Genomic DNA, 18909 nt, shown 5'->3' on the forward strand with positions numbered 1-18909 from the left:
CCTTCCGTACATACGGACGACGGGCCCCGCGCCTGCTTCCCGCCGGGTCAGTGGCCGCCCGGCTTCACCGGCTTGACCGGCTTCGTCGGGAACGTGTTGGTGACCCGCACCCACGAGTCGCCCTTGGCCCGGACCACGCCGTCCGTCGCCCCGCCCGGCGTGCCCGGGTCCGAGTCGCGGACCGTCACCTTCGCGCCGCGCGGCACGCTCGTCTCCTTCGCCGAACAGAGCGAACCCGCCGGGACGGTGAAGGTCCTGCTGCGGCCGGGCTCCAGGGTGAACCGCTCGTTCAGGAACGGGCGTCCGGCCCCCGGCGCCGTGCACGTCGCACGGAACACGAACGGGCCCGGGCCCGGGCCCACCACCTGCTTGGCGACCGTGAAGCGGACCTTGGCGGGCGGGGGAGTGGGCGTGAAGGTGTTCGTCGCCGTGATCGTGAGCGGCTGAGAGTCCTTGCCGTCGATCGTGACCGCCTTCTCCGGGGTGTCGTGGTCGACCGTGCTGCTGGTCGCCCCGCCGTTGACCGGCTCCGTCGCCCAGCAGCGGGTGCCCCGGGGGAGCGGGAAGCCGAGGTCGTCGACGTCACGCGAGCCGGCCGCCGTGAAGGTGTAGCGGCGGCGGTCCACCAGGGTCAGCTCCTTGCCGTCCTTGGTGCGCAGCGTGCAGGTGAGGGCCAGGGTGAAGGGGCGCCCCGAAGGCTGCCCGACCACCTTCTTGGCGAGCCGCAACGTGCCCGTCTCGTACGCGTTCTTCGCGGTGATCGTCACCTTCGGCGCGTCCTTCGTGACGACGACCGCGCTGCCGTGGCTGCCGTGGTCGATGTCCGTGTGCGTCGCGCCTCCGTCGCTCATCTCCTCGGCCCAGCAGCGGGCGCCGATCGGCAGGCCGCCCGGCACGTCCAGCGTCTCGTCGGCCTTCAGCGTGTAGCGCTTCCGGATGACGAAGGAGACGACCGGGTCGCCGTCCGGGCTCTCCGCCTCGCGGATGCAGGTGACACGGAACTCGTACGCCTGGGCGTACGGCGCGTCGGCCGGGGCACCCTCGATCTCCTTGCGGAGGGTGAGGCTGCCGAGGGAGAAGGTGTTGGTGAAGTCCACCGCGACGGGGGTCGGACCGTCCTCGGTGATCGTCACAGGACCGACCGGCGGCGGGGTCTCGTCAGCGCCGGCCGGGTCGATCTCCTCCACCGTGCACTCCGCGCCCACCGGAATGCCGTCGACCTGGCCCGTGAGGGACGGGGCGCGTGCTGTCACCGTGCGTACGACCGCGTCCTTGCGGCCGTTGAAGGAACACAGCACCCGGAAGCGGAACGTCCGGTCGGCGAATGCGGTGCCCTCGCCACGGACCTGCTTGACGACCCGGAGCGAGCCGGTCGGGAAGTCGTTCGTCACGGTCAGCCCTGCGGTCCTGTCCGGTACGGAGCCGATGACGGCGACGTCGGTCTCGGACGAGTCCGTCGCCGTCACCTCCACCGAGGCGGCGCCGCCCCGGTCCGGCTCGGTCGCCGTGCAGCGGGTGCCTTCCGGCAGGCCGTCGATCGGGAGCTCGCCGTCGCCCTGGAAGACGAGGTCCTTGGGGAAGCCCGGCAGCGGGCTGCCCCGGAAGAGGCAGGCGACCCGCACCGTGAACGGTCCCTTGCCGAACTCTCCGGCGGCAGGACCGGTCGTCTTCTTACGGACCTTCAGCGCCGCTTCCACATAGGTGTTGGTGATCTCGATGTGCTCGCCGCGCTCGTCGGGGGAGGCCGGGGTGATGACGACGACCTGTGCGTTCGCCTCGCCGATGTGCTCGCTGCGCAGGCCGTTCGAGTCGGTCTCCCAGACCTCGCAGCGCGCTCCGGCGGGCACGCCCACCAGCGCCATCGGGGTGTACGGGGTGAACTCGAAGGTGCCCTCGCGGACGACCTGCGGGGTGCCGCCCTCCGGGGTGACCGTGCAGCGGTAGTCGGCCTTGTACGAGCCGACCAGGACGCCTTCGGGCCTGTTCACCTCGACCTTGTCGACCCGCAGATTGCCGAACCTCATCCCGACGCCGACCTTCGGCGGCTCCGTCGGCGGCAGGTCCGTCCTGCGGCCGTTCTGGATGACGGTCTCGGAGTGCGCGAAGGAGTTCCAGGCGACGGCCGGGTTGGCCGGCTGGTCCAGGTCGACGGGCGACGACATCGGCATGCGGACGAACACCTCACCGCCGGGCGGCAGTTGGGTGTTGAAGGTGATGCGCATCTCGACGCCGGTGGCCTCGGTGGTGTGGCCGGGCCTCCAGTCGGCCCTGGCGCAGTCGCGCCGAGGAGTGGAGATCAGGTCCGAGCAGGGGTTGGCGACCGTGGCGTACCTGGTGTCGAGGGTGCCGGGGCCGCTCAGCTCGGGTGCGCCGGTCAGGCGGGGGCGCGGGGTCCACATCGTGTCGCGCTTCTGGTTGCCGAGGAGGACACCGGTGTCCCCCTGGTAGGGGAAGACGTCCAGGAGCCGCACCTCGGTCGTCGGGTCGGTGCCGGAGTTGACGGCCCGCAGCAGGTACTCGAAGCGGTCGCCCGGCTGGACGAGCGCGATGCACGGGTACTGGGTGTGGGTGCGGCCCTCGTGCTTGAGGACCGGGCAGGACGGCGAATCCAGCGGTACGTACTTCTTCGTCACCGTGTTGTAGAAGCCCAGCTTCTCGTCGCCCGCGACCCACTTGGTCGCCTCGAAGGCCGTGCCGGGAAGGGTGGTGATCTCGGCACGGGAGGTGCAGAAGCGGCCTGCGCCGTAGTTCGGGTCGTCGACCTGCTCGCCGTCCCTGGCCGTCGTCCTTCGGCACTCCAGGTCCTTGTCGACCTCGGAACCCGCACCGACCACGTTCTGCACGACGGAGTCGCCCGGGACGCCGGGGGCCAGCTTCACCTGGTACGTGATCTTGATCTCGGAGCCCGGCAGCATCGCCCAGTCGGGGAAGCGCCAGCGGATGTGGGTGACCCGGCCGTCGGGGCTACGGGTGGGCTCGTACACGGGCTTCGGCGGCTCGGGCGTGCCCGCGGGCACCTTGAACGTCACGCGGAACGGCAGCCCGCCGTCCCCCGCGTACGTCTCGTCGAAGCGCAGCAGCTCCGGCGTCGGGTCGGCGACGACGAGGGAGCCGACGGGACCGGTGCCGCTGTTGCGGACGGTGAGGGTGAAGGGGGCCGTCTCACCGGGGCCGATGCGCGAGTCGGGGCCCTTCGCGACTTCGAGCCTGCCGCGTCCGTCCTGCACCTTCAGCGTCGCCGTGCTGTCCCCGAACGGGAAAGTGCCGCCCGGCGGCTGGAGTGGGCTGGAGCCCTCCGCGCTCGCCGTGTCGGAGAGGTTCTCGGGGATCGGGGTGCCGGGGTCCGAGCGCAGGTCCTGCCGGGCCGCGACCTTGAAGCAGACGATGTTCGGGCAGGCGCCGCGCCGCAGCGGGGCGCCGGGCGTCAGTACGTAACCGCCGCCCGAGTGCGAGAAGGTGAAGCGCAGTCCGCGCACGTCGGCCGCGTTCACCCCGCTCGGCAGGCCCGGCGTGGTGGAGGTGGTGTACGTGCCGTTGACGTACGTCGGCGGGGTCGCCGTGCAGTCGGTCGTGCAGGCGTCGACGCGCACCCGGTCGGCGCCCGGCGGGAAGGTGACGCCGGTGATGCGGACGAAGTCGGCGGCGTCGAAGAAGTCCGCGTCGGCGTCCGTGACGACGATTTCCTTGAGGTTGACGTTTCCCGTGTTGCGGGCCTCGATGCGGACGTCGGGCTCCTGGCGGGGGACCCCCGGGAGGGTCTTGGCGACCACCGACGGCGTGATCGACTTCTGGACGGAACCGCCGCTGCGGGCGGGCTTGGTGACGTTGTCCCCGCCGGTGCAGACGCTGCCCTGGACGATCCGGGTGCCCGAGGTGATCTGCGCGCAGTTGCGGAAGGTGACGTCGTCGGCGACGCCGTCCCTGCGCTGCACCACCATGTCGACCAGGATCCGGCCGTTCGGCGGCAGGCTGCCGTCCGCCAGCCGGGCCCGCACCCCCTTCGCACGGGTCAGCAGCGCGGTGTCCGCCGCGTCGTGGGCCACCCACCGCGCGGCCGTCGGGTCGTACACCTCAAGGAGTACGGGCAGTCCGGACGGCTCGCGGTAGCGCACCTTGAGTTCGGTGAGGCGTACGACGTCGAAGGGGTTGTCGGCAGCGGTCGGGTCGGCCGGGTCGGTGATCGCGGGCTTGTCGAGGGGTGTCGTGCCCGCGTTGGCCAGGTCGAGGGTGAACGTCACCGGGGTGCCCGGCGGGACCTCGGTCTTGTCCGCCGTCTTGGAGGTACGGATGTCGTCGCGCGGGTTCTGCGGGCGCAGGCTCTCGCAGGCGGTGCCCGTACCGGAACCCGAGCCGTCGACGGGGTTGGTCGCGGAGACGTCCGCGCAGTTCGCGACGCCGTCCACCGCGTCCTGGGCGACGGCCTTGTCATTGAGGACGCCGTGCACGGAGAGATGACCGATCGCGTTGGGTGCGATGGTGCCGCTGCCCTTGGCGTCGGTGCCGCGGAAGGTGACCGAGAGCTGCTTGGGCGGGCTGCCGGCCGGGCAGCCCGTGCTGGGGAAGTCCTGCCGGGAGGCGGTCGGGGACAGCTGGACCGGGGGCGGGGTGGATCCGTCGCGGCAGACCACGGTGAGGGTGCCCGAGGTCGCGCCCGAGGGGAACTCCACCGCCATCTTCGACGCGTCGAACTTGTCGAACTCGCTGACCGCCGTCGCCGAGGGCTCGGTGATGGTCAGGGTCGCCACCGGGAACGACGCCGTGTTGCGCGCGCCGACGACCATGCTGACCGGCGGCTTCGTGCCGATGACGGCGGTGCCGTCCGCCCGGTAGTTCCCGTCCGTGTCGGAGAAGTAGGACTTGGTCCCCTGCACCGTCGCGATGTTCGGGAGGATGTCGTGCGTGGCGCAGGCCTCGGGACCGGCGACCGTCCCCGCCGTGGTGTCGCGGGCGCTCACCGAGGCGCAGTTGCGCACCTGCTGACGGCTCGTCGGTGCCAGGGGCTGCCCCGTCGCGCGGACGGTGTCGCGCAGCTTCACGTCCAGGGCGACCGCGCCGCCGGTCGCGTCGTACGGCAGCTTCGCACCGGAGGCGGCGGTGAACTCGAACTTCACGCCCGTGATCCGGTCCGGCGAGACCCCGGGCGGCAGGGCCACCGCGGGCCCGGAACCGACTGGACCGGCCGTGAACTCGCCCGGCGCGCAGGGGGTGCCGGTCGGCTTCGTGCAGACCAGTACGCGCACCCGGTCCGCCCCCGCGGGGAAGCGGGACACCGGGCCGACACCCGTCACGTCGAAGTGCTCGTACGTGGCAGGGGTCGTGTCGCCGACCGTCAGCGCGGTCACGTCGGCGGAGGTGGAGGAGCCGTTCCGCACGCCGAGGGTGAGGGTGGAGACGTCTCCGGACTGGGCGACGGTCGAGGCGGACGACCACTTCTTGGTGGTGGCCGGGCGCACGACACGCGGGATGCGGACCGTCACGTCCGCCGTGGAGGACTCCGGGTCGGCGTTGTCGGCGTCGATGGTCGCCGTGTTCGGGATCTTCGCGCCGTCGGTCAGCGCGGTCTCGGCGGGCACCCGCATCCCGATGGAGACATCACGGCTGACGCCTGCGGGCAGTCCGGCCGAGCCGGCGGGGGCGGGCGGACTCGCGAGCGACTCGGCGAACCGGATCGTCAGCTTCCGGGTGGCCGGGTCGTACGTCACCGTGCGGGTGTCGGTCGACTTCGGCAGCGACGTGATGTCGAAGCCGGCCGGCAGCACGTCCTCGACCACCGGGTTGATGCACGCCGTCGTCAGCGACGAGCACGAGGAGGTGAGGGTGTACGAGAACACGCCCCCGGGCTCGATGGGCATCGTCGCACCGGTGACCCGCTTGGCGATCCCCACCTCGGCCTCCGCGGCCCGCGCGGCGGCGCCGGGGGCCGCGGCGAGGGTCCCCGCCACCGATGACAGCAGCACGGCCGTGGCCAGGCCGCTCCGCATGATCCGTTCCCGCACGATGTACTCCTTGGCCGCTTTGGCTCTCAGTGCCATTGCGCCCCAGAGTCACACTCCGTGTCGAGAAAGTTATTCACATGCAGGGGTGAAAGTGTGCTTTAACCCTGATTGGCCGTAGCTGTGGACAAGCGACTGTCGATTGTCACCCCGTCGTGGTAACGCTCGGTCACCATCGACTGAGGGGTCGCGCCGACGGTCACCGCCGTCCGAAGCGCCTCGCCAGCCGCCCCAGTGTGCCGCCCGACGAGCGGTGCCAGGCACGGAAGTCAGTCGCGTGACTCCCACCGGATCGGCTCAACTGATCTGTCACGGCCGACACCTCACGGCTCGTCAGATGCTGGAGCGCGGGACGCAGGACCTCCTCCAGGAGAGCGCTGCGGGTTTCGTCCCACTGCGGGCTCGCACCCGGGTGCGCGCTCCAGGCGGTGAAGCAGTCGGCGGCGTAGGAGGGCGAGGTGCGCAGCCTGTCCAGCAGCGGGGTCGAACGGGCCGTCGCCGCGTACGCACCCAGCAGGTCGAGGTCGCCGGAGCGGGCCAGGGCGGAGAGCTCGCCCAGCGGGCGCTGCTCGGAGAGCAGGTCGCGGGCGAGGAGGTCGAACACCCGCCGGAGCACCGGGGGTTCGACGGGATGCGCCGCCGAGCGGAGCGTGAGCGCGGTGGCCACCGGGCCCGCCCCCGCACGCCCTTCGGCCAGCGACTCGGCGAACTCCAGCAGGCGCAGGGCGCCCAGCTGCCGGGTGTCGATCTCGTGCGGGAAACAGCGGATCAGGTCGGCGGCGAGCGGTGTGACGTCCGGGTCGTCGGCCGGGCCTTCCAGGGCGGCCCGGATCAGCTCCGGGTAGGTGCCCGCCGTGCGGTGCGCGTCCGAGCCCGTCTCGCCCAGGATCCAGCGGGCCTCCTGCGGGGTGGGCAGCAGCTCGCCCGGCCAGACCAGCCGGAATCCGGTGCGCAGGACGAGCGGCTCGATCATGGGGGAGACCCCGGCGGCGCGCAGCACGGTGTGCAGGGTGGAGTCGCGGTCGCCCGTGTTCGCCCCCGGCTCGACGCCCGGCTCCGGGTAGGCGGCGCACATCCGCAGATGCGGCAGGCCCTCCGGAGTCCCGAGCATCAGGTCCGCCGTATGCAGGAGACGTACCAGCGAGAACGGATTGTCCGGCGCCAACTCATCAAGATGTACGAGGAGTTGGGCATGCAGTGCGGAGTGCCGGGTGAGGGCTTCCTGGACTGCCGCGCCACGCGCCCGGTCAGGATCGGCGAGGAGTTCGTGCGCCAGCCGGCGGGCCAGCTCGGGGACGGCGGCCGGATCGTCGTCCTCGGAGGCGAGGAGCGCGGCCAGGGGGGCCGTCGCCTCGGCGGGCACCTTGCCGTCGATGCGCTCGGCAAGCTGCTCCAGGGTGTCCAGTTCGCCGTCCGGGCGGGACCCGGGGACGGGCGCGCAGAGCGCGCCGAGCAGGGCGGGCCAGTCGCCCGCGGACAGCGAGTCGGCGTACTCCCTGGCCCATGCGGCGGCTGCCGTACGCCCCAGGGAGTCGAGCGGAACCCCGGCGCTGAGCGCGGTCGCGGCAAGCGGTCCCGCCTCGAACTCGCCGTCGTGGAGGGAGGGTTGGGCGGCGGCCCGCTTGAAGAGCTCGGGACGGCCTGCCAGCCAGACCTGCGCGGCGACGGCGGCCCACCCGTCACCACCGGGGGCGGTGCGGGGGGCGCCCGAGGGCCGGGCGGAACCGTCGGGCTCCGCTCCCGATCCGGATTCCGTGCGGGCACGCGGCGCGCTCCCGACCTCCGGGACCTCTCCCGGCCAGGCCCACGGAGGCGGTTCCGGTGCGTCGTCGGTGGCCGTCCCGGCGCGGCCCTCCGCCGAAGTGTGCGTCCGGGTGCCGGTGTCCACCTCCGCCGAAGTGTGCGTCCGGGTGCCGGTTTCCCGCTCGGCCGCCCCGCCCCGCCCTTCCCCGTGCACCCGGAATCCCGCCGCCGGGAACACCACGTCGGGCGACGTGCCGACGATCTGCTGGAGCGAGTGCTCCGGGCGTTCCGCGTACGTCGTGAACGTCAGGCCGTGTGCGTGCTCGCGCGGCAGTGCCGCGCCCAGGACCGCCACCCAGCGCGCGATGTCCGCGGGCTCCCCCTCGACCAGCACCACCGGCTCCGCGCCCGGGTCCTCGCAGAGGCGGCGCACGTCCGCCAGTACGCCCGCCAGGCGCGGCCCGCGCGAGGCCGCGAAGTCCGCCAGGCCGTCCCGGTCGAAGAAGCCCGCGGCCGGGGTCAGCAGTTCCAGCGGTGCGGGAGAGCTGCCGGGGGCGGGTGCGACCGGTGCCCAGCGCGGCGAGTCCCACGCGGTGACGGGCAGCGCGCCGCCCGGGAGGCGTTCCCCGGCGGGCAGGTGCACGGCGTGGGTGTGCGCGGCGCCGGTCTCCGGGTCGGTGGTCGTACGGCTCAACAGGCGGCTGCCGTCGGAGAGTTGGGTCAGCGAGAACGCGGAGGCGGGGAACGCGGCCAGTACCTCCTCCGCCTCGTCGAGGAGCGTGCGCGGAACTTCGGGGCTGACCGCCGTGAACCCGGCGGCCGAGGTGTAGTGAAGCTGGGCCAGGCTCATTCGGTCGCTCGCTCCCTTGGTGCGGTGGGTTGGGACGACAGGGACGTAGTGGCTGGCGTACCTCCAAGATCACTTTTCCCTGCGACGGACCCATACCAGCAGATCCGAGCGGTACTTGCTGCACTTTGCTGGATTTTCATGCTCGTGAGCGGGCGTGAAACGGCTTGCTGCGGCCCTTGTGGGCGCTCCCCGCATCCGCTTATCGTTTGGGGTCAAATGGAAACCCCGGAGGTACCCACGGTGGACATCTCATACGAAGACTGGCTGCTGCGGGCCCAAGCCCTCCGGCACCCGACCGGCCATCACATCGACGGCCGCGAAGAAGCGGGCGGCGCAACGCCGGGCAAGACGGACTTCGCGGTCGTCTCCCCCCGCGACGGACAACTGCTGGCACGGGTCGCCGACGCGGGCGAGTTCGAGGTGGGCCTCGCCGTAGCCGCCGCCCGCCGCGCCTTCGACCACGGCCCGTGGCCCCGCCTCGCCCCCGGCGCGCGCGGAAAGGCCCTGCTCGCTCTGGCCGACCTGATCGAGGAGCGGCGCGCCGACCTCGCGCTCACCGTGAGCCTGGAGGTGGGCAAGCCGGTCTCGGACGCGTACGACGTCGAACTGCGCGCCCTCGTCAACACCTTCCGCTACTACGGCGGCCTCGCCGACAAGCTCACCGACGAGGCCCCGCACACCGCCCCCGACGCCCTCGCCCTCGTCACCCGCGAACCCGCCGGAGTCGTCGGCGCGGTCGTGCCGTGGAACTTCCCGCTCACCCTCGCGGGCTGGAAGATCGCCCCCGCGCTGGCCGCCGGCTGCACCGTCGTACTGAAGCCCTCCGAACTGTCGCCGCTCTCCGCGCTGCTGCTCGGGCGGCTCGGTACGGAAGCCGGACTGCCGGACGGCGTCCTCAACGTCGTCGCGGGCGACGGACCGACCGCCGGACGCGCCCTCGGCGTGCACCCGGACGTCGACGTCCTCGCCTTCACCGGCTCCACCGCCGTCGGCCGCCACTTCCTGCGCTACGCCGCCGACTCCAACCTCAAGAGGGTGTGGCTGGAACTGGGCGGCAAGTCGCCCCACATCGTGCTGCCCGACGCCCCCGACCTTGAACAGGCCGCCGCCACCGCCGCCTGGGGCATCTTCTTCAACCAGGGCGAGATGTGCACCGCGCCCTCCCGGCTGCTCGTGCACTCCTCCGTCGCCGACCGGGTCGTGGACGCCGTGATCCAGCGGGCGCGGACACTCAAGGTCGGCGACCCGCTCGACCCGGCGACCGAGATGGGCGCACTGGCGGGCGAGCAGCATCTGACGAAGGTCCTCGACCACATCGGCACGGGCCTCGCCCAGGGCGCCCGGCTGCGCACCGGCGGCGTACGGGTGCACGAGGAGACCGGCGGCAGCTACCTCGCGCCGACCGTCTTCGACCGGGTCGGGCGGGACTCGCGCCTCGCCCGCGAGGAGATCTTCGGACCCGTGCTCTCCGTCTTCACCTTCGACACCGTCGACGAAGCGGTGGCGCTCGCCAACGACACGGACTACGGCCTCGCCGCCGGACTGTGGACCTCGAACCTCTCCACCGCCCACCAGGTGTCCCGACGGCTGCGTGCCGGGACCGTCTGGGTCAATTGCTACGAGGAGGGCGACCTCACCGTCCCCTTCGGCGGAATGAAGCAGTCCGGCAACGGGCGGGACAAGTCAGCGCACGCGCTGGAGAAGTACACCGAACTCAAGACCACCTGGATGCAGCTGTGAACCCGGATGCGGCGGTGAGCGGAATCGCCCCGGGGCCGCAGATCCCGGGGCCGCAGATCCCGAGACCAACGACCACGGGACCAACGAGCCCGAGGCCGACGACCCCGAGGCCCCTCATCGCGCTCCCGAACCGCTTCGCCGCCTCCACCTCCGCCCTGCGGTACGCCGCCGAGGTCACCGCGCGCGCCCTGATCGACGCCGTCTGGCGGGCCGGCGGCGAACCGTTCATGCTCCACCCGTACGCCCCCGACGGCGTCGCCGACCCCGCCGAGGCCGCCGCCCGCCTCGCCCGCTGCGACGGCGTCCTGCTCCCCGGCGGCGGCGACCTCGCCCCGCAGACGTACGGCTGCGGCGACCGCCACGAGAGCGTGTACGACGTCGACCCCGAGCAGGACGCCTTCGACCTGGCCGTGGCGCACGCCGCCCTCGACGCGGGCCTGCCCCTGCTGGCGGTCTGCCGGGGCCTCCAGGTCGTGAACGTCGCCCTCGGCGGCACCCTCCAGCAGGACATGGGCGGCCCCGGCCGCGACCACCGGCACCTCGTCCACCCGGTGGACCTCGCACCGGACTCGGTCGTCGCTCGCGCGGCGGGGGCCGACAAGGTGGAAGCCTCCTGCTACCACCACCAGTGCCTCGACGTGCTGGGCCGCGGGCTCACCGCCACCGCGCGCGCCGCCGACGGAACGATCGAGGCGCTCGAACTCCCGGACTCCCGGGGCTGGTTCGCCGCCATCCAGTGGCACCCGGAGGACACCGCGGCCCACGACCCCGCCCAGCAGGGCCTGTTCGACATGCTGGTGCGGCAGGCGTCCCCCGCCGCCTGACGTCCACTCGTCCCGGGGGGCGATGCGGGGTCAGTCGCAGAGGCGGGCGACGGTGGTGGTCGCGCCGCCCGCGTTCTCGTCGTCCGTGCCGAACACCGCGGTGCGGGCTCCGGGTACGCAGTCCACGGCCTCGACCTTGTGGCCCCTGAACTTCCGCAGTACTTCGGGTGACTTGGCGACCGAGAGCCGCACCTTGCCCGCCCTGTCGACCGACAGCCTGCCCGCGTCGACCACCGCCGAGTCGAACGGCCCGTCGTCACCCTCGTCCGCCGCCGCGGCGATCAGCATGCGGCCCGCTGTGTTCACGGAGATGTCGGAGGCGTGCCGGACGTTGCCCGCCGGATACGGGGCACGGTAGGCGGCCTTGGCCACGGCGCCGAACTTCGTCTCCCCGTACTTGTTGAACGAGAGCGGCGCCGCGTAGAGCGTCGCCGGACGGTCGGCGCGCTTGCCCCGGTCGGCCCAGACCGCCGCCAGCTTCCCGTGCTGCGACACGAGCGCGAAGGACTCGAAGTCGTCGCCCTCGCCGATCGCCGGGAGCGGTGCGAGGTCGAGGACCTCGACCGCGGTCCCGCCGTCGGTGACCTTGATGCGGTACACGAGACCGCGGCTCGCCACGGCGAGGAACTCGTCGGGGGCGCCCGGCACGGCCTCCAGGGCTTCCAGGTCGAGGGGCTCGGCGCCGCCCTTCCAGGTGAGCGTCCGCACGGTCGGTGCGGTGGACCGGCCGGGCCGGAAGGCGAGCCGGGCCATGCGGTTCTCGCCGGGCTTCTTATTGTCGCGCACGATCAGGGCGCTGTACGTGCCGCCCGTGCGCGAGGTGACGGCGAGTCCGCTGATGCCGCTCTTCATGTCCCGCCCCACCTGGTACCAACCACCCTGCTGTGGAGGGGCGTTCACTCCCCGGGCGGAGTCCGCCCTCGTGGTCGCGGCCGTGGGTGTGGTGGCGGTCGTGTCCGTACCGGTGACCACCACAACTCCCGCACCGAGAAGGGCGATTGAGGACAGGACAGCCTTGTGCATGCGCATGGGGATCTCTCTGGTGGGGTGACGCGCGTGGAGTTGACACGCGTAGACGTTCGGGTTGGCCGGGAACGTAGTTGCTCGGTCGGCCCTCGGGCAAGGGGTGTGGCAAATGGCTGCGAGCTACCCGGGTGACCCCGTGTAACGGATGGGCAAAAGGGTCTTGCCGTCGGGGTTGTGACGCGCGTAGACATAGGGCGACCTGGTGCGGAGGCCGTCTCCCCGTCGCCCGGTCCGCCCTGCCCCCATGGCCGTCCAGGCCGGATTCGGAGACCTCCCCCCATGCGAAAGTCCTACCGAGCCGCAGGCATAGCCACCGCCTGTGCCCTCGCCGGCGGAGCCCTGTGGGGCGTCGGCACGGCCACCGCGGGCACCCCTGCCACCGCTGCCGCGGCCGACGCGTCCGCCGCCCGCCCCGTAGAGGCGAAGAGCGGCCACGAACCCCACAACATCGGGCAGCTCGTCGGCGAGATCGACGACTACTACGGCGTCACCCAGGACGCCCGAGGCATCTACCGGGCGTCCCCGAACAGCCCGTACGCAAAGGACGTCGCCCACGTCATCGCCAAGGCCAAGCGCAACATCGAGCGCCAGATGGCCGGTTCCCACCGGGCGAACACCCACGGGGCGAATTCCCATGGGGCGAATTCCCAGGGGGCGGCGGGCGGCAGGTCCGCGAAGCCCGCGATCGTCCTCGACATCGACGACACGATGCTGCTCAGCATCGACTACGAGAAGCGCACCCACTTCCACCTCGACCCCGTCACGTGGAAGCAGTACGTCGAGCGGGCCGACCGGCCGGCCGTCTTCGGCATGCCCGAACTGGTCGCCTTCGCCAAGAAGCAGGGCGTCGAGGTGTTCTTCCTCACCGGTCTCGCCGAGGAGCAGCGCGGCGCGGCCACCAAGAACCTCGCCAGGGTCGGCGTCGGCGTCGACCACCTCTTCCTGAAGGACAAGGCGAACCCGCCGTCCTACCTGAAGAACTGCGCCACCTCGAAGGAGTGGAACTGCACCACCGTGCAGTTCAAGTCGGGCACCAGGAAGCACATCGAGTCGGCCGGCTACGACATCATCGGCAGCTTCGGCGACCAGTACTCCGACCTTGAGGGCGGCTACGCCGACAAGACGTACAAGCTCCCGAACCCGACGTACTTCATCAAGTAGGCGACCCGCCGGACGGGCCGGGGCCCGTGCGCCGGGCCCCGGCCGTCAGGACTTGGCCGCGCGCCGACCGCTCCTGCGCGGCGCGGGCTGCTCGCCCTTCAGCAGCTCGCGCCGCCGCTCCTCGCCGTGCTCCTCCACCTGTACGACGATCCGGCGCAGCGCGTCCGCGGTCGACTTGCACTCGTCGTCGTCCAACTGCTGTGCCACGAAGGCCTCTTCGGCGTTCAGTTCGGGGAAGACCCGGCGCATCAGCGTCTCGCCCTCCGCGGTGAGACTGAGCAGCACCCGGCGCCCGTCGGAGGGGTGGTCGGTGCGCAGGACCAGCCCGCGCCCCTCCAGGGTGCGCGCCACGCCGGTCAGCGTGCCCTTGGAGATGCCCGCCTCCTCGGCGACGAACCGGGTCTCGCGCTCGCCCCAGATCCACACCACCCACAGCACCACGAACGCCGTCCAGGTGAGGTCGGAGGTGCGCAGCACCGAGTTCTCGAAGTGGCTGCGGACGGCGGCGGCGGCGCGGTGGATGTTGGCGATGACCGCCATCTGCTCGTGCCGGATGGGGATGCCGCCGAGCTTGGCCTCGACCAGCTTCTCGGTCTCGATGATGGAACGCTGGCCGGGCACAGGCTCTCCTTCGGGACGCAAGTCGTTCGGTACCAAATTGTACGGGTGGCTCAAAACCTCGGCAGGGTCCCGGGCGCGGTGATCGTACGAAGGCGCCGCAGGTCAGCGCCCCGGTCCGGCGGCCCTTCCGGCGGACGGCAGCCGGGAGAGCCCCGCGCAGAGCAGCAGCGCGGCCGGGACCGACAGTGCCAGCCAGGTCGCGGTCGGCGTGTCCCCGCCGATCAGGGTGGGGAAGTTCGTGACCACCAGGAAGATCGCCCCGGCGATGCCGAGCGCCCCGAGCAGCGGTGCGACCAGCGTGTTCCAGACCCGGGTGTCGTGCCGGGTCCGCCGGAAGAAGACGGTCACCGCGACCGAGGTCAGGAAGTACAGCAGGGTGATCGCCAGGGCCGCGACGCCGCTGAACCAGGAGAACAGCGTCAGCACCGGATCCTTGCCCAGCAGGACGAACGGCAGCACGAGCGCCACCGCGATCAGCGTCTGGACGACACCGGCGGCCCACGGGGCGTGCCGTGTGTTGAGCGAGGACAGCCCGCGCGGCAGCAGGCCGTCCCGGCTCAGCGAGTAGAGGTAGCGGTTCGCCGAGTTGTGGAAGGCCAGGATCCCCGCGAACAGGGACGTGACGAGCAGGAACGGCAGCACGTCGTTGGTCCACGCCCCGAACTGTGCGGCCACCGGCGCGAACACGAACGCCGCCCCGTCCCCGCCCTCCAGCGCCGCGCCGGCAGCCGCCGCGCTCCTCGACGCGCCGTACGCGGAGATCACCATCCAGGTGGTGAACACGAAGAAGCAGGTCACCACCGCCACCGACAGGTACGTGGCCCGGGGCACCGTCTTCGCGGGGTCGCGGGCCTCCTCGCCGTAGATCGCCGTCGCCTCGAAGCCGAGCATGGAGGCGAGCGCGAAGACCAGGGCCACGCCCGGTGCGCCGTCGAGCATCGCCGAGGGCGCGAAGGACGCCCCCGCGTTCAGCCCCTCGGGCCCGCCGCCCTGGAACAGCGTCACGATCCCGAAGGCCAGCAGGATGCTGAACTCCGCGAGCACGAACACCGTGAGGACCTTCGCCCCCAGCTCGATCCCGACCACACCGAGCAGCTGAACGGCGCCCATCGTGACGAACGCACATACCCACCAAGGGACTTCGAGCCCCGCGTGGTCGGCGAACAGACCGCTCGCCGTCGCCCCGAAGAGCCCGTACATCGCCGCCTGGACGGCGTGGTAAGCGAGCAGGGCCACGCCCGCGCTGCCGATGCCGGCGCTGCGGCCGAGACCCGTGCCGATGTACGTGTAGAAGGCGCCCGCGTCGACGACGTACCGCCCCATCGCCACGAACCCCACGGAGAAGAGCAGCACGATGCCGCCCGCCACGGCGTACGCGGCCGGGGCGGCGGGACCGTTCCCGAGGGCGATCGCGATCGGGGCGGCCCCGGCCATGCCGGTCAGCGGGGCCTGTGCGGAAAGCACGAAGAAGAGGATGCCCAGGGCGCCCAGGGCACCCGGCTTGAGCGTGCGGGGCGGGCTGCCGCCGGGTATGTCCGCGGGCCCTTCCGCGGGTCCTTCCGGGGGAATGTCTGCGGGGCCTTCTGTCGCGTTGCCGGTCCGCCGGGGGGTCATGGCCGGTCAGCCTCTCTTCGGTCCGCGGACGCCGCGGAACTCCCAGTCGCCGCCGAGGGCCGTCGAGAGGACCTCCTCCGACGCGGTGGGCTGTGCGCCGCAGTCGTCGCGGACGGGGACGGGGCCGGTCACGATGTGGTTGGTCAGCCTGCCGAGACCCTCGACCTCGACCTCCACGACGTCGCCGGGCTGCACGGGGCGCGAGTGGGCGGGCGTACCGGAGAGGAGCACGTCACCCGGGTACAGGGTGATGGTGCGGGCGATGTCGGCCACCAGGTAGTGCATGTCCCACTCCATCTCGGAGGTGGAACCGTCCTGCGCGAGCACGCCGTTGACGTACGTACGCAGGTACTTGTCGTGGAAGTCCCAGTCGGTGACGAGGCCGGGTCCGAGCGGGCAGAGCGTGTCCGATCCCTTCACGCGCAGCATCGAACCGGCGTCGGTGTCGCGGAAGTCGTGCAGGCCGTAGTCGTTGCCGATGGTGTAGCCGGCGATGTGGTCACCGGCCTCCTCGGGCGAGACGTTGCGGGCGGTCCTCCCGATGACGATCGCCACCTCGCCCTCGTAGTTGAGGTACTTGCACCCCTCGGGGCGGACGACCGCGCCCCGGTGCGCGTTCAGCGCCGAGGTCGGCTTGTGGAAGTACGTCGGCGTCGGGGCCAGGTCGATCTGGAACTCCTCGACCCGGCTGCGGTGGTTGAGGTGCACGGCGACGACCTTCGAAGGGACCACCGGCGGCAGGTGATGGGCCTCGGACGTCTTCGCCCGGCGGCCGTCGGCGGCCACCAACTCGTCGCCCTCGCGCACCACTTGGACGACTGCGCCGTCGAGGAGGATGCGGCGGTACTCAGGCATGGGAGGGCTCCTGTGCGGGCGTGGGCCTCTGCGTCTGCGCGGTGTGGTCGGGGGTCGCGGTCCAGCCGCCGTCCGGGCGGTCGAACCAGAGGTGCACCTGGCCGGTGCCGACGGAGTTCTCGTACGCGCTGTACAGGCGCCCGGGAGCGGTGCAGCGCTCCTCGCCGAGCGCGCCGGCCATCATCAGATAGTGGCCGAACCTGGCCTCGGGCTTGAACCGGTGGAAGTCCTCCATGGTGCGCAGGACTTCGCCGTGCCGACCCTGCTCGAACCAGCCGATCCGCTCGCGGTCGGCCGCGCGGGCACCGTCGCTGAAGATGTGCCGCGGGTCGCTGGACTCGTGGTCGCGCAGCTGACGCAGCGGCCAGAAGGTGTGCGACAGGGCGCCGGACGCGATCAGGATCACCTTGCGGTCGGTGGCGGCGATGCCGTCGGCGAGGGCGCGGCCGAGCCGCAGATTGTCCTCGGTGTCGGCGGTCTGGCAGACCCCGACGGACACCCACTTCTTGTCCGGGAGGCCCCTGCCGAGGTAGTTCCACAGGTTGATCGTGGCGTAGTGCACGGGCAGGTACGGGTCGTCGACCGGGGTGATCCAGGTGCCGTGCGCATCCGCGAACCCGGCGATGGCGGCGGCCAGTTCGGGGTCGCCGGGGTAGTCGTACGGCATCCGGCACATGCCGCGCGGCAGCTCCTCGGAGGTGAAGAGTCCGGCACGGCGGTGCTGGGCGGAGACGACGTACTCGACGGTGGTCGCCCAGTGCGAGTCGAGCACGACGACGGTGTCGTGGTCGAGCTTCTCGAAGACGTCCTCGCGGAGCTTGCGCAGACCGGGGACGAGGGTGATCTCCCGGCCCTCGTTGAGCTCCTTGCGGGTCTCCTCGGGCAGAACGATGGTCGGGACGTGCGAGAGGAGTCCCGCACCGACGATTTCACCCATGCTGTACCCACCCTGATTCCTGTGCGGTGACGGTGTTCTTGAGGTCGCAGTAGAAGTCGAAGCTCCAGGTGCCGCCCTCCCGGCCGACCCCGGACCGGCGGGAGCCGCCGAACGGGGCGCGCAGGTCGCGGACGTAGAAGCAGTTGACCCAGACGGTGCCCGCGACGAGCCGGGCGCTGATCCGGTCCGCGTGGTCGCGGTCGCCGCTGACGACGGTGGCGGCGAGGCCGAAGCGGGTGCCGTTGGCGAGGTCGACCGCTTCGTCGTCGTCCGCGAAGGTCTGGAGGGTCAGTACGGGACCGAAGATCTCCTCCTGGACGGCCTCGGCGTCCTGGCCGAGCCCGGTGAGGAGGGTGGGGCGGTAATAGAGGCCGCCCAGAGCGGAGTTGAGGACGGTGTTCGGCCCGCCGCCGATGACGGCCGTGGCGCCCGCGGCGAGGGCGCGCCGCACGAACCCGTCGATCTTTTCGAGTTGGCGGGCGTGGATGTTGGGCCCGATGTCTGTGGCGGCGTCGCGCGGGTCGCCCTGGACGAGTGCGGACGCCTTCTCGACGAAGCGGCGCGTGAACTCCTCCTCGACGGATTCGTGCACGAGGAGCCTGGTGCCCGCGAGGCAGACCTGGCCGGCGTTGTCGTACTGCTCGACGGCCAGCTCGACGGCCAGGTCCAGGTCCGCGTCCGCGAGAACGAGGAGGGGGGACTTGCCGCCGAGTTCGAGGGAGGTCGGGGTGAGGTGGGCGGCTGCGGCGGTGGCGACGTGCAGGGCGGTCGGCACGGACCCGGTGAAGCTGATGCGGCGTACGTCGGGGTGCTCGGTGAGGGCCTGGCCGACCTCGGCCCCGTACCCCTGCACGACGTTCAGCACGCCGGGCGGGAGTCCGGCCCCGGCGGTGATGTCGGCGAGGAGGGAAGCGGTGAGCGGGGACCACTCGGCGGGCTTGAGGACGACGGTGTTGCCTGCGGCGAGGGCGGGGGCGACCTTCCAGCTCTCCAGCATGAGGGGCGCGTTCCACGGGGCGATGAGGACGCAGGGGCCTGCCGGATCCCAACTGACGTGATTGCGGCGGGTGTTGGTATGGAAGTCGGGGTGGGAGCGGGGGAGTTCACCGGTGAGCCAGTCCGCGAAGAAGCGGAAGTTGTGGGCGACGCGGGGCATGACGCCGCGGCGGTGCGAGCGGAGCAGGGCGCCGTTGTCGCGGGTCTCGACCTGGGAGAGGGCTTCGAGGTTCTTCTCGACGCCGTCGGCGATGGCGTGCAGGATGCGGGCGCGGTCCGCGGGGCTGGTGGCCGCCCATGCGGGGAAGGCGGCCCCGGCGGCGGCGACGGCGGCGTCGGCTTCGGGCTTGCCGCCGCGGGAGATCCGGGCGAGTTCGACGCCGTCGATGGGGGAGAGGTCCGGGAAGGTCTCGGCCGACTCCGATGCGACGCGGCGGCCGTTGATCCAGTGACGGGTGTCGACGGGGGTACCGGCGACGGTGGCGTGGGGAGGGGGCATGTGGGGCTCCGGGGGATCGGTGGCCGGGCGGCCGGGAGATCGGTGGCCGG

Annotated in this window: 11 protein-coding genes; 3 read left to right on the forward strand and 8 right to left on the reverse strand. The window is 72.0% G+C overall.

Annotation, left to right across the window (positions count from 1 at the left end; all coding sequences use genetic code 11):
- Nucleotides 1-47: 47 nt before the first annotated feature.
- Nucleotides 48-6032: a DUF5979 domain-containing protein gene (locus tag ACWGIG_RS16345; protein WP_453322266.1), complete on the reverse strand. Its 5985-nt coding sequence runs from the start codon at nucleotides 6030-6032 to the stop codon at nucleotides 48-50.
- Nucleotides 6033-6192: 160 nt separating this feature from the next.
- Nucleotides 6193-8586 carry a GTPase-associated protein 1-related protein gene (locus ACWGIG_RS16350; RefSeq protein ID WP_453322267.1) on the reverse strand — a complete coding sequence of 798 codons (2394 nt, stop codon included), beginning with the start codon at nucleotides 8584-8586 and terminating at the stop codon, nucleotides 6193-6195.
- Nucleotides 8587-8802: 216 nt separating this feature from the next.
- Between ACWGIG_RS16350 and ACWGIG_RS16355 the strand changes: the two genes are divergently transcribed.
- Together ACWGIG_RS16355 and ACWGIG_RS16360 are read left to right on the forward strand one after the other, a co-directional pair.
- Nucleotides 8803-10326, forward strand: a complete 1524-nt coding sequence (locus ACWGIG_RS16355; protein WP_453322268.1) for an aldehyde dehydrogenase — start codon at nucleotides 8803-8805, stop codon at nucleotides 10324-10326.
- A gap of 56 nt (nucleotides 10327-10382) precedes the next feature.
- Nucleotides 10383-11150, forward strand: a complete 768-nt coding sequence (locus ACWGIG_RS16360; protein WP_453322280.1) for a gamma-glutamyl-gamma-aminobutyrate hydrolase family protein — start codon at nucleotides 10383-10385, stop codon at nucleotides 11148-11150.
- 30 nt (nucleotides 11151-11180) lie between these two features.
- On the opposite strand, the gene ACWGIG_RS16365 is transcribed toward ACWGIG_RS16360, so the two are convergent.
- The gene (locus tag ACWGIG_RS16365; protein WP_453322269.1) at nucleotides 11181-12179 is read right to left on the reverse strand and encodes a hypothetical protein; all 999 of its coding nucleotides are present in this window, start codon (nucleotides 12177-12179) and stop codon (nucleotides 11181-11183) included.
- A 276-nt stretch (nucleotides 12180-12455) separates the two neighbouring features.
- Between ACWGIG_RS16365 and ACWGIG_RS16370 the strand changes: the two genes are divergently transcribed.
- Complete coding sequence (locus tag ACWGIG_RS16370; RefSeq protein WP_453322270.1) at nucleotides 12456-13337, forward strand: HAD family acid phosphatase; 882 nt, start codon at nucleotides 12456-12458, stop codon at nucleotides 13335-13337.
- Between the two features lie 45 nt (nucleotides 13338-13382).
- On the opposite strand, the gene ACWGIG_RS16375 is transcribed toward ACWGIG_RS16370, so the two are convergent.
- The 5 genes from ACWGIG_RS16375 to ACWGIG_RS16395 form a co-directional block, all read right to left on the reverse strand.
- Complete coding sequence (locus tag ACWGIG_RS16375) at nucleotides 13383-13958, reverse strand: MarR family winged helix-turn-helix transcriptional regulator (protein WP_453322271.1); 576 nt, start codon at nucleotides 13956-13958, stop codon at nucleotides 13383-13385.
- A gap of 102 nt (nucleotides 13959-14060) precedes the next feature.
- Entirely contained in the window at nucleotides 14061-15572 is a 1512-nt protein-coding gene (locus tag ACWGIG_RS16380) for an APC family permease (protein ID WP_453322272.1), read from the reverse strand.
- A 6-nt stretch (nucleotides 15573-15578) separates the two neighbouring features.
- On the reverse strand, nucleotides 15579-16427 hold the full coding sequence (locus ACWGIG_RS16385) for a fumarylacetoacetate hydrolase family protein (protein ID WP_453322273.1): 849 nt from the start codon (nucleotides 16425-16427) through the stop codon (nucleotides 15579-15581).
- Nucleotides 16420-17364 (reverse strand): DODA-type extradiol aromatic ring-opening family dioxygenase, encoded by a 945-nt coding sequence (locus tag ACWGIG_RS16390; protein ID WP_453322274.1) that lies wholly within the window; start codon nucleotides 17362-17364, stop codon nucleotides 16420-16422. The genes ACWGIG_RS16385 and ACWGIG_RS16390 overlap by 8 nt, the downstream gene beginning before the upstream one ends.
- Entirely contained in the window at nucleotides 17357-18859 is a 1503-nt protein-coding gene (locus ACWGIG_RS16395; protein WP_453322275.1) for an aldehyde dehydrogenase, read from the reverse strand. Before ACWGIG_RS16395 ends, ACWGIG_RS16390 begins: the two co-directional genes overlap by 8 nt.
- Between the last annotated feature and the right edge of the window lie 50 nt (nucleotides 18860-18909).

Source organism: Streptomyces sp. NPDC054863, assembly GCF_053610825.1.